At 63.0% G+C, this 13150-nt stretch carries 5 protein-coding genes and 2 pseudogenes; 3 read left to right on the top strand and 4 right to left on the bottom strand.

The features are described from left to right. Positions 1–35 precede the first annotated feature (35 nt). The 3 genes and pseudogenes from ACEN8E_RS10875 to ACEN8E_RS10885 form a co-directional block, all read left to right on the top strand. Positions 36–257 (top strand): annotated as a pseudogene (locus tag ACEN8E_RS10875) (VCBS domain-containing protein); the annotation flags it as partial. A 132-nt stretch (positions 258–389) separates the two neighbouring features. Continuing rightward, a pseudogene (locus ACEN8E_RS10880) lies at positions 390–608 on the top strand (VCBS domain-containing protein); the annotation flags it as partial. Positions 609–728: 120 nt separating this feature from the next. Next, positions 729–9641 (top strand): beta strand repeat-containing protein, encoded by an 8913-nt coding sequence (locus ACEN8E_RS10885; protein ID WP_495593303.1) that lies wholly within the window; start codon positions 729–731, stop codon positions 9639–9641. A gap of 139 nt (positions 9642–9780) precedes the next feature. On the opposite strand, the gene pcaG is transcribed toward ACEN8E_RS10885, so the two are convergent. The 4 genes from pcaG to ACEN8E_RS10905 all read right to left on the bottom strand — a co-directional run bounded on the left by pcaG (position 9781) and on the right by ACEN8E_RS10905 (position 13149). Beyond that, the gene (gene pcaG, locus ACEN8E_RS10890; protein ID WP_495592596.1) at positions 9781–10383 is read right to left on the bottom strand and encodes a protocatechuate 3,4-dioxygenase subunit alpha; all 603 of its coding nucleotides are present in this window, start codon (positions 10381–10383) and stop codon (positions 9781–9783) included. A 12-nt stretch (positions 10384–10395) separates the two neighbouring features. Further along, entirely contained in the window at positions 10396–11115 is a 720-nt protein-coding gene (pcaH, locus tag ACEN8E_RS10895; RefSeq protein WP_495592597.1) for a protocatechuate 3,4-dioxygenase subunit beta, read from the bottom strand. 126 nt (positions 11116–11241) lie between these two features. Beyond that, entirely contained in the window at positions 11242–12171 is a 930-nt protein-coding gene (gene pcaQ / locus ACEN8E_RS10900) for a pca operon transcription factor PcaQ (protein ID WP_495592598.1), read from the bottom strand. Positions 12172–12192: 21 nt separating this feature from the next. Continuing rightward, on the bottom strand, positions 12193–13149 hold the full coding sequence (locus ACEN8E_RS10905; protein WP_495592599.1) for a LysR family transcriptional regulator: 957 nt from the start codon (positions 13147–13149) through the stop codon (positions 12193–12195). Position 13150: the final 1 nt, after the last annotated feature.

Genomic DNA, 13150 nt, shown 5'->3' on the forward strand with positions numbered 1-13150 from the left:
ACGTGGACCTGGCCGATGACGCCCATGTGGCCAGCGTGAGTGCACCGTCCGGTGCGCTGGGTACGCTGGTGGCCAGTGTCAGCGACGAGAGCACCGGCGACGCGGCGGGTAGCGTGGGCTGGACCTATACGCTGAACAACAGCGCGGCGCAGTACCTGGCTGAGGGTCAGACCAAGGCCGAAGTGTTCACGGTGACGCTGACCGACGACTTCGGGGCGACGGTGAGCAAGAGCGTGACGATCACCCTGACCGGCACCAACGACGCGCCGACGGTGGCAGCGGCAGAAGTCGAAAGCGGTGCGGTGACCGAAGACGGCACCACGGTGGCCAGTGGCAGCTTTGCCTTCGGCGACGTGGACCTGGCCGATGACGCCCATGTGGCCAGCGTGAGTGCACCGTCCGGTGCGCTGGGTACGCTGGTGGCCAGTGTCAGCGACGAGAGCACCGGCGACGCGGCGGGTAGCGTGGGCTGGACCTATACGCTGAACAACAGCGCGGCACAGTACCTGGCTGAGGGTCAGACCAAGGCCGAAGTGTTCACGGTGACGCTGACCGACGACTTCGGGGCGACGGTGAGCAAGAGCGTGACGATCACCCTGACCGGCACCAACGACGCGCCGACGGTGGCAGCGGCAGAAGTCGAAAGCGGTGCGGTGACCGAAGACGGCACCACGGTGGCCAGTGGCAGCTTTGCCTTCGGCGACGTGGACCTGGCCGATGACGCCCATGTGGCCAGCGTGAGTGCACCGTCCGGTGCGCTGGGTACGCTGGTGGCCAGTGTCAGCGACGAGAGCACCGGCGACGCGGCGGGTAGCGTGGGCTGGACCTATACGCTGAACAACAGCGCGGCACAGTACCTGGCTGAGGCTCAGACCAAGGCCGAAGTGTTCACGGTGACGCTGACCGACGACTTCGGGGCAACGGTGAGCAAGAGCGTGACGATCACCCTGACCGGCACCAACGACCGGCCAACGCTGACCATCGACGACACGACCGGGGCGATGAACGAAGGCAACGGCGCAGCCACGCTGAGCGACAGCGGGGCGCTGGGCTTCGCCGATCTGGACAGTAATGACGTCGTGACGATCAGCCAGAGCGCCAATAACGATATCGTCTGGAGCGGCGGCACCCTCGGTGCGGCGCAGGCCGCCGCGCTGGTCGCCGGCTTCTCGGTCGATCAGGACAGCTGGACCTACAGCAGCAGCGAGAACCTGGACTTCCTGCGCGCCGGTGAAACCATCAGCTTCTCCTACCGCGTGGTGGCCAGCGACAACAGCGGCGCGGCCGATGCGGTCTCGGCAGCGCAGACGGTGACGATCACCCTGACCGGCACCAACGACCGGCCAACGCTGACCATCGACGACACGACCGGGGCGATGAACGAAGGCAACGGCGCCGCCACGCTGAGCGACAGCGGGGCGCTGAGCTTCGCCGATCTGGACAGTAATGACGTCGTGACGATCAGCCAGAGCGCCAATAACGATATCGTCTGGAGCGGCGGCACCCTCGGTGCGGCGCAGGCCGCCGCGCTGGTCGCCGGCTTCTCGGTCGATCAGGACGGCTGGACCTACAGCAGCAGCGAGAACCTGGACTTCCTGCGCGCCGGTGAAACCATCAGCTTCTCCTACCGCGTGGTGGCCAGCGACAACAGCGGCGCGGCCGATGCGGTCTCGGCAGCGCAGACGGTGACGATCACCCTGACCGGCACCAATGACCGGCCGACGCTGACCATCGGCGACACGGCCGGAGCGATGAACGAAGGCAACGGCGCAGCCACGCTGAGCGACAGCGGGGCGCTGAGCTTCGCCGATCTGGACAGTAATGACGTCGTGACGATCAGCCAGAGCGCCAATAACGATATCGTCTGGAGCGGCGGCACCCTCGGTGCGGCGCAGGCCGCCGCGCTGGTCGCCGGCTTCTCGGTCGATCAGGACGGCTGGACCTACAGCAGCAGCGAGAACCTGGACTTCCTGCGCGCCGGTGAAACCATCAGCTTCTCCTACCGCGTGGTGGCCAGCGACAACAGCGGCGCGGCCGATGCGGTCTCGGCAGCGCAGACGGTGACGATCACCCTGACCGGCACCAACGACCGGCCAACGCTGACCATCGACGACACGACCGGGGCGATGAACGAAGGCAACGGCGCAGCCACGCTGAGCGACAGCGGGGCGCTGAGCTTCGCCGATCTGGACAGTAATGACGTCGTGACGATCAGCCAGAGCGCCAATAACGATATCGTCTGGAGCGGCGGCACCCTCGGTGCGGCGCAGGCCGCAGCGCTGGTCGCCGGCTTCTCGGTCGATCAGGACGGCTGGACCTACAGCAGCAGCGAGAACCTGGACTTCCTGCGCGCCGGTGAAACCATCAGCTTCTCCTACCGCGTGGTGGCCAGCGACAACAGCGGCGCGGCCGATGCGGTCTCGGCAGCGCAGACGGTGACGATCACCCTGACCGGCACCAATGACCGGCCGACGCTGACCATCGGCGACACGACCGGGGCGATGAACGAAGGCAACGGCGCAGCCACGCTGAGCGACAGCGGGGCGCTGAGCTTCGCCGATCTGGACAGTAATGACGTCGTGACGATCAGCCAGAGCGCCAATAACGATATCGTCTGGAGCGGCGGCACCCTCGGTGCGGCGCAGGCCGCAGCGCTGGTCGCCGGCTTCTCGGTCGATCAGGACAGCTGGACCTACAGCAGCAGCGAGAACCTGGACTTCCTGCGCGCCGGTGAAACCATCAGCTTCTCCTACCGCGTGGTGGCCAGCGACAACAGCGGCGCGGCCGATGCCGTCTCGGCAGCGCAGACGGTGACGATCACCCTGACCGGCACCAATGACCGGCCGACGCTGACCATCGGCGACACGGCCGGAGCGATGAACGAAGGCAACGGCGCAGCCACGCTGAGCGACAGCGGGGCGCTGAGTTTCGCCGATCTGGACAGTAATGACGTCGTGACGATCAGCCAGAGCGCCAATAACGATATCGTCTGGAGCGGCGGCACCCTCGGTGCGGCGCAGGCCGCCGCGCTGGTCGCCGGCTTCTCGGTCGATCAGGACAGCTGGACCTACAGCAGCAGCGAGAACCTGGACTTCCTGCGCGCCGGTGAAACCATCAGCTTCTCCTACCGCGTGGTGGCCAGCGACAACAGCGGCGCGGCCGATGCGGTCTCGGCAGCGCAGACGGTGACGATCACCCTGACCGGCACCAACGACCGGCCAACGCTGACCATCGACGACACGACCGGGGCGATGAACGAAGGCAACGGCGCAGCCACGCTGAGCGACAGCGGGGCGCTGAGCTTCGCCGATCTGGACAGTAATGACGTCGTGACGATCAGCCAGAGCGCCAATAACGATATCGTCTGGAGCGGCGGCACCCTCGGTGCGGCGCAGGCCGCAGCGCTGGTCGCCGGCTTCTCGGTCGATCAGGACGGCTGGACCTACAGCAGCAGCGAGAACCTGGACTTCCTGCGCGCCGGTGAAACCATCAGCTTCTCCTACCGCGTGGTGGCCAGCGACAACAGCGGCGCGGCCGATGCGGTCTCGGCAGCGCAGACGGTGACGATCACCCTGACCGGCACCAATGACCGGCCGACGCTGACCATCGGCGACACGACCGGGGCGATGAACGAAGGCAACGGCGCAGCCACGCTGAGCGACAGCGGGGCGCTGAGCTTCGCCGATCTGGACAGTAATGACGTCGTGACGATCAGCCAGAGCGCCAATAACGATATCGTCTGGAGCGGCGGCACCCTCGGTGCGGCGCAGGCCGCAGCGCTGGTCGCCGGCTTCTCGGTCGATCAGGACAGCTGGACCTACAGCAGCAGCGAGAACCTGGACTTCCTGCGCGCCGGTGAAACCATCAGCTTCTCCTACCGCGTGGTGGCCAGCGACAACAGCGGCGCGGCCGATGCCGTCTCGGCAGCGCAGACGGTGACGATCACCCTGACCGGCACCAATGACCGGCCGACGCTGACCATCGGCGACACGGCCGGAGCGATGAACGAAGGCAACGGCGCAGCCACGCTGAGCGACAGCGGGGCGCTGAGTTTCGCCGATCTGGACAGTAATGACGTCGTGACGATCAGCCAGAGCGCCAATAACGATATCGTCTGGAGCGGCGGCACCCTCGGTGCGGCGCAGGCCGCCGCGCTGGTCGCCGGCTTCTCGGTCGATCAGGACAGCTGGACCTACAGCAGCAGCGAGAACCTGGACTTCCTGCGCGCCGGTGAAACCATCAGCTTCTCCTACCGCGTGGTGGCCAGCGACAACAGCGGTGCGGCCAATGCGGTCTCGGCAGCGCAGACGGTGACGATCACCCTGACCGGCACCAACGACCGGCCAACGCTGACCATCGACGACACGACCGGGGCGATGAACGAAGGCAACGGCGCCGCCACCCTGAGCGACAGCGGGGCGCTGGGCTTCGCCGACCTGGACAGTAATGACGTCGTGACGATCAGCCAGAGCGCCAATAACGATATCGTCTGGAGCGGCGGCACCCTCGGTGCGGCGCAGGCCGCCGCGCTGGTCGCCGGCTTCTCGGTCGATCAGGACGGCTGGACCTACAGCAGCAGCGAGAACCTGGACTTCCTGCGCGCCGGTGAAACCATCAGCTTCTCCTACCGCGTGGTGGCCAGCGACAACAGCGGTGCGGCCAATGCGATCTCGGCGCCACAGACCGTCACCATCACCATTACTGGCAGCAACGATGCGCCAGTGCTCAGCTTCGCGACGGGCAATGATGCCGGTGCGGTGCAGGAAGACCTCAAGCTCAGCGTCAGCGGCCAGTTCAGTTCGACCGACATCGACCACGAGGCCACGGCGACCTGGAGTATTGCCGGGTCAAATACCGGTACCTTTGGCTCGATCGCCGTCGACAGCAACGGCCAATGGACGTACACCCTGGCCAACGGCACCGATGGCGTTGCCAGTGCGGTGCAGTCGCTGAAGGCGGGTGAGAGTCACAACGAAGTGTTCGGCGTGCAGGTCAGCGATGGTCTCGGCGGCGTCGACACCCAGCTGGTGACTGTCACCGTCACCGGCAGCAACGACGCGCCAGTGCTCAGTTTCGTGGAGGGCAATGATGCCGGCGCGGTGCAGGAAGACACCACCTTCAGCGTCAGCGGCCAGTTCAGCTCGACCGACATCGATCACGATGCCACGGCGACCTGGAGCATTGTGGGTACGGATACGGGCAGCTACGGCTCGATCGCCGTGGACCACACCGGCCAGTGGACCTACACCCTGGCCAACGGCACCGATGGTGTCGCCAGTGCGGTGCAGTCACTGAAGGCGGGCGAGAGTCACAACGAAGTGTTCAGCGTGCAGGTCAGCGATGGCCTCGGCGGTGTCGACACCCAACTGGTGACCGTCACCGTCACCGGCAGCAACGATGCGCCAGTGCTCAGTTTCGTGGAGGGCAATGATGCCGGCGCGGTGCAGGAAGACACCACCTTCAGCGTTAGCGGCCAGTTCAGCTCGGCCGACATCGATCACGAGGCCACGGCGACCTGGAGCATTGTGGGTACGGATACGGGCAGCTACGGCTCGATCGCCGTGGACCACACCGGCCAGTGGACCTACACGCTGGCCAATGGCACCAATGGTGTCGCCAGTGCGGTGCAGTCGCTGAAGGCGGGCGAGAGTCACAACGAAGTGTTCAGCGTGCAAGTCAGCGATGGCCTCGGTGGCGAGGACACCCAACTGGTGACTATCACCGTCACCGGCAGCAACGACGCCGCCGTGCTGTCCTCGGCCAGCGTTACGCTGAGCGAAACCAATGCTCCGCTGACCACCGGCGGCAGCCTGACCATTAGCGATATCGACAGCCCGGAAAGCTTCCAGGCGCAGTCCAACACCACCGGCAACTACGGCCAGTTCTCCATCGGCACCGGCGGTGCCTGGACCTACGTCGCCAGTTCCGCCCACAACGAGTTCGCCGCCGGCACCACCTACACCGACACCTTCGGTGTGAGCAGTGCCGATGGTACCCTCACGTCGGTCACCGTGCATATCCTCGGCACCAACGATGCGGCCGTGCTGTCCGCCGACATCGCCAACCTCACCGAGACCAATGCTGCGCTGACCACCACCGGCATCCTGACCATCAGCGACGTCGACAGCGCCGCAACCTTCGTCGCGCAAACCAACACCACCGGCAGCTACGGCCAGTTCTCCATCGGCACCGGCGGTGCTTGGACCTACGTCGCCAGTTCCGCCCACAACGAGTTCGCCGCCGGTACCACCTACACCGACACCTTCGCGGTGAGCAGTGCCGACGGCACTCTCAGTTCGGTCACCGTGCATATCCTCGGCACCAACGATGCGGCCGTGCTGTCCGCCGACGTCGCCAACCTCACCGAGACCAATGCTGCGCTGACCACCACCGGCACCCTGACCATCAGCGACGTCGACAGCGCCGCAACCTTCGTCGCGCAAACCAACACCGCCGGCAACTACGGCCAGTTCTCCATCGGCACCGGCGGTGCCTGGACCTACGTCGCCAGTTCCGCCCACAACGAGTTCGCCGCCGGTACCACCTACACCGACACCTTCGCGGTGAGCAGTGCCGACGGCACTCTCAGTTCGGTCACCGTGCATATCCTCGGCACCAACGATGCGGCCGTGCTGTCCGCCGACGTCGCCAACCTCACCGAGACCAATGCTGCGCTGACCACCACCGGCACCCTGACCATCAGCGACGTCGACAGCGCCGCAACCTTCGTCGCGCAAACCAACACCACCGGCAGCTACGGCCAGTTCTCCATCGGCACCGGCGGTGCCTGGACCTACGTCGCCAACTCCGCCCACAACGAGTTCGCCGCCGGCACCACCTACACCGACACCTTCGGTGTGAGCAGTGCCGACGGCACCCTCACTTCGGTCACCGTGCATATCCTCGGCACCAACGATGCGGCCGTGCTGTCCGCCGACGTCGCCAACCTCACCGAGACCAATGCTGCGCTGACCACCACCGGCACCCTGACCATCAGCGACGTCGACAGCGCCGCAACCTTCGTCGCGCAAACCAACACCACCGGCAGCTACGGCCAGTTCTCCATCGGCACCGGCGGTGCCTGGACCTACGTCGCCAACTCCGCCCACAACGAGTTCGCCGCCGGCACTACCTACACCGACACCTTCGCGGTGAGCAGTGCCGATGGCACCCTCACTTCGGTCACCGTGCATATCGCCGGCAGCAACGACTCACCGACAATCACTTCCAACGGCGGTGGTGCGACAGCTTCGATCAATGTGGCGGAGAACACCACGGCGGTCACGACAGTGCTGGCGACCGATGCCGATTTACCGGCGCAGACGCTGAGCTACTCGATCCTGAATACGGCCGGGACGGACTTCAGCAAGTTCTCGATCAGTTCGAGCGGGGTGCTGATGTTCAATTCGGCGCCCGATTACGAGAATCCCCAGGATATCGGTGGCACCGACGGCGACAACGCCTACGTTGTGGACGTTCAGGTGGCCGACGGCAATGGCGGAACCGACACACAGACCATTACGGTAAACGTGCAGAACGTCGTTGAGACGCCAGTCGATACCGTAGCGCCGATGGTGACTTCCATAACCGTGCACACAGCGTCAGGGATGCCGACACAGCTAGGGAACACCGGCAGCGGCACAATAACCATCACGTTCAGTGAAGCGGTGATTAACTTCGATATCAGTGATTTCAGTGTCACCGCAAACCGCGGAACCCTCAGCAACTTCTCCGGTAGCGGCACTACTTATACCGTGGACTTCACCAGAACCGACAATGGATCTGTAAAAGCCAACGTTGCAAACACCTACACGGACTTGGCTGGTAATACGGGTGTTGCGTACACCTCTAACGCAAATCTCCCGGCAGGTGCGGCTGGCGAACCCATCAATCTGGCCCTCAACGTTCCGTCGGCCGATATCAGCGGCCCGATAACGGTGGCCATCAGCGGTGTTCCCTCGGGATGGACGTTCAATGCAGGAACCGACAATGGCGATGGCACCTGGACCGTGCAGACCAGCGATCCCGGCGCATTGACTGTGACAACGCCAAGCGACTTCGCCGGTGCGTTGGTGCTCGATGTCAACATGCACTGGAGCAACAGCGACGGCAGCACCGCAAGCGCCTATGTGTTCAACAACGTCGAAGTCTATGCCCCGGGTGCACCGATCTTCGCCTTGTCCGCCGACGACAACCTGACCGGCTCGTCCGCTGCCGACACCTTCGTCTTCGCCCAGCCGATCGGCAACAACGTCATTTACAGCTTCGACGCGGCGGTGGACAAAATTGACTTGATCGGCTTCACGGGCGTCAACGATTTTGCGGATGTGAGTATCGCCAACGATGCGAACGGCAATGCCGTGCTCAGCATCAGTGCCGACCAGACGATCACTGTCAACGGCGTGGATGCGGCGGCGTTGAGCGGGGCCAACCTGCTGTTCGATGTGAACCCGGTCACGACCAATACCGGCACCCTCACCATTGCCGACGGCGCGATCATGCCGTTCGGTGGCAGCATCCATAACAGCGGCACCGTCGAGCTCGGCTCCACCGGCAACGAGACCAGCCTTGAGATTCTGTTCCGTGGCGCGACATTGACCGGTGGCGGCCAGGTGCTGCTATCCGACAACGCGCAAAACGTGATTTTCGGCGGCAGTGCCGACACGGTGCTCACCAATGCCGACAACACCATCACCGGTGCCGGTCAATTGGGAGCGGGGCAGATGATGCTGGTCAACTCGGGCCTGATTCATGCCAGCGGCATCAATGCACTGGTGATCGATACCGGTAGCAGCGCCGTCACCAACACGGGCGTGCTGCAAGCGAGCGGCAGCGGTGGATTGGTGATTGAAAGTGCGCTCCTCAACAGCGGCAGCCTGTGGGCGAACGATGGCAACATCACCGTCCACGGAGATGCCAGTGGCGCGGGAAGCGCGACTATCAGCGGTTCGGCGATACTGGAGTTCGGTGCTGCCTCCGATCAGCATGTGAGGTTCGACAGCGGCGCGGCAGGCACGCTCAAGCTCGATGTGTCGACGGCGTTCAGTGGCAGCGTCAGCGGTTTTGCCGCAGGTGACAAGCTGGACTTTGGCGATGTTGCGTTCGGCGCCAATACGCAGATCACCTATGCAGCCAATGACACCGGCACCGGTGGCCTGTTGAGCGTGAGTGACGGTGCGCATGTGTCGCAGGTCGCGCTCAATGGCCAATACGCGGCGGCGGGTTTGCAAGCGAACAGCGAGGGCAGCGGCAGTGAGCTGGCCTACGATGCAGCGGCGGCAAATCACACGATGCTGGGCGGCCTGGCCAACGACGTTCTGGTCGGCGGTGCGGGTGACGATCTGTTCTTCGGCGGGCTGGGCGACGACACGCTCAACGGCGGCTTCGGCAACGATACCTTCGCGTTTGCTGCCGCAGGCTTCGGCAACGACTCGATCCAGGACTTCGATGCCGATCCGGCCGGAGGGCAGGACTTGCTCAATATCGCGGGGCTGGGGATCAACAGCGAGACATTCGCTGCCAACGTGAGCATTGCGGCCGACGGTGCAGACACGCTGATCGGGATCGGAATAGACTCTATTCGCCTTGTCGGTGTCAACAGTGCAGGTATCGATCAGGCGGACTTTATCCTGACGGCATGATGCTTTTGCTGCTGGTCGCACATTGCTACGCGGTTGCAGAGCCCATCGCGGATAAATCCGCGGTGGGCTCTGTGCGTGACGCTGGCAACTATCGGGTAACGGACTCGCCGACGACCCGCAGGCCTCGGCACTTGCGTCGTTAGAAGTCGAAGAACACTGTTTCCGATTCGCCTTGAAGGTGGATATCGAAGCGGTACGCCAACTTCCCGTCAACCGTGCAGCGCCTGGCAATCAGGGATTCACGCCGATGTGGCTGTTCGATCAGGTTCAATACGGGATCCACTGCATTGGCCTCGGATTCGTCGTCGAAATACAGCCGCGTCTGCAAGTGAATGTTGATGCCCCGAGCGAACAGCGACACATTGATATGCGCCGCCATCGGCACACCCGAGGCGTTCTTCACCAGGCCGGGTTTCACGGTTTCGATCGTCCATTCACCGACATCTGTGGTGGCTGTACGGCCAAAGCCGTTGAATGGTTTTTCCTGATCGTAAGCGGTGTCGTAGAGACCGTCGTGGTTCGCCTGCCAGAACTCCAGAAATGCGTCACGAATCAAATGCCCATTGCCATCGTAAACGTGACCCATCAATAAAATGTGCTCACCGGGCGCGCCTGGTTTAGCCATGACGTTCCAGATTTCCTGTTCGCGCGGCGGGTTGCCGGCCGCCTCCAGTGCCAGTCCGATATGCACATAGGGACCGGCTGTTTGCGACGGTGTTTCAGGCAGCAGTTGAACGGGCATGTGCAGGCCTCCTCAGCAGTTTTCGAAGTGGGTCTTGCGCTGGCCGCGCAGGACGATATCAAAGCGATAAGCCAGGCAATCCATAGGATTGGCCATGCTCATATCAAGCCTGGCGATCAGGCTCTGCACCGCGTCCGGATTGGCGATCGACTTGACGATCGGGCACATGGGGATGAGCGGATCACCTTCGAAATACAGCTGGGTAATCAGGCGCGTGGAAATTGACGGTCCACTGATGGAGACATGGATATGGGCCGGCCGCCAGTCGTTGGGGCCGTTGCGCCATGGATAGGGGCCGGGCTTGACCGTACGGAAGCTGTAGTTGCCATCGCGGTCTGTCAAGGCACGGCCGACGCCGCCGAAATTCGGATCAAGGGGAGCCAGATAACTGTCTTTTTTGTGCCGGTAACGGCCACCGGCATTGGCTTGCCACATCTCCACCAGGGTATGGGGAATCGGCTTGCCGTACTGATCGCAAACCCGACCCGCGACGATGATGCGTTCGCCAACGGGCAAGCCGCCATGATTGAAGTTCAGCAGCAGATCGTTATCGTGCCGGCCCAACTTCAGGTGGGAAAAATCCGGACCGCTGGTTTCCGATAACGATTGGGGGATGCTCACCAGTGCCTGGCGGGGGGATCGCGGGATCGAAGTCTTATAGTCAGGCGTCAGGGCTTTGGGGTGCCAGTTACGGTCACGAATGACGAAGCGGCTGTCATGCGCATCAGACATGTCGGTCTTCCTGTTGTTATGGTTAGTCAGAGGCAAGCGCTGCATTGGCGGCTACCTGTGGCTCAGTCTCCCTCGTTGCGGCCCAACCCGAAATTGAAAAAACCGACCTTATCCATATCCAAATGGTTATGGATATTTGCCCTCGCGATATTCTTGCCCGACCTCACGCAGCGCCTCCACGCACCACTGCGCTGCGGGTGTCACAGGCATCGCAGGGTTTGTACATAACCCTACGGAACCGCCTGGTTCACGCATTCCCAGGTCCAGCTCCACCAACTCGCCTTGCCGCAAGTCCTGGCGGACAGCGTCGAGCGGTGCGACCCAGATTGCCTGACTGCATTGCACGTAGCGTCGGCTCAGGGCTACCGACAGGGTTTCCAGACGCTGGCGTGACGGGGTAATTCCGTGCTGTACAAACAGGCCGTCGGCGAATTTCCGGATCGTCGTTCCCGCCAATGGCAATACCACTGGATAGTCTTCGAGGTTTTTAGGCCCCAGTGGATAGGTCAGCAGCGGATGGCCGCAACGTACCACCAGGGTCATGGACTCGCTGTAAAGGTGCTCGAACGTCAACCCGAGAATCGATGGGCTATCGGTCATTCGGCCAATCACCAGATCCAGCTCACCGACGCGCAGTTGGGACAATAGGTAGGCGCTGGGCCCGGTCACGACACTGACCGTCAAAGCGGGTTGGCGGTCATGCAGACGGCAGACAACTTCAGGAACCAACAGGCTTTCGACGGTGGAAAGCACGCCCAGCCGTACGGTAATCGGCTCATGGACACCGGAGCGCAGGCTGTTGACCCCTTCACGCAGCGATTGCACGCTCGGTCCCGCATAGCGCAAAAAGGCCACTCCGGCCTCGGTCAGCGTCGAGCCCTTTTTTCCCCGCTCAAACAACGTGGCCGCCAGCAGGGTTTCCAGTTCCTTCAGCGTTTTGGAAAGCGCTGGCTGGCTGATTGCCAACTTGTCGCAAGCACGTGCCAGGCTGCCCTGGCGCGCGACCTCGAGAAAGCAGACAAGATGACGGAATTTGATTCGGGTATCGATGTTCAATCTGCTGGGCTGCCTTCGTGGTTATCGGTCGAAATTCGGCAGTTCGCAGCCGGGGATCACTCGTCCCAGCTTGACCGCCTGGCGATAAAGCACCTGCATGAGCTGGATGGCGGATTCGCCAAGCGGCTCAAACCGCGAGTAGACAAAGCTGATATCGAAATGAATCGCCTCAACCAGCGGTACGACGACCAGGCCACTGTCCTGGGCCACGAATTCATCGATGATGGTCAGCCCCATGCCTTGCTTGACCAGGGCGACCGCTTCATTGGCATTGGTGAAATTGAGCATGGAGCACAGATTCAGGCCCTGGCGCTCGATCTCGTCGGCCAGCAACCGGCCAAAAGGCATGTCGGGGCGAAACAGCAACAACGGCTGGTCAACCAGCTCGTGCAGTGACAATGAAGATCGGCGGGCAAGGGGGTGATCAGCCGGCATCACGCAGACCATGCGGGCGCGCATGAAGGCCAGCGAGTGCAGGTGGTCATGGATCAGCGGCAGTGCCGAAACAGCCAGGTCGACCTTCTTCGAGAGAATCTGGTTGGGCATATCGCCCATCAGCGTGGTTTGCCATTCAATGTTCAGCGATGGCAATTCCCGCTTGAGTCGGGCCAGGGCGAACGGGATGACCACCGTCGACAGTGAAGCACTGCAGCAGATGCGCAGCTGACGGTGGGGGCCGTTGGCCAGGGCCAAGGCACACTCATTGACGGCCAGCGCGGCCTGGTAGACACGCTCGACTTCCCGGTAAAGGGTCACGGCTTCGGCGGTGGGCACCAGGCGATTGTTGATGCGCTGGAACAGACGGTAGACCAGCCGACTTTCGATATAGGTGATCAGCTTGCTGACTGCCGGCTGCGACACGTAGAGCATTTTTGCCGCACCGCTGATCGAGCCGGTCAGCATCACCGCCCGGAACACTTCCATGTGCCGCAGCTTGAACAGCATCGTGTTGGCGTCCGGGCCTTCGCCGTAGGGCATG

This window comes from Pseudomonas sp. Pseusp9 (genome assembly GCF_059491265.1).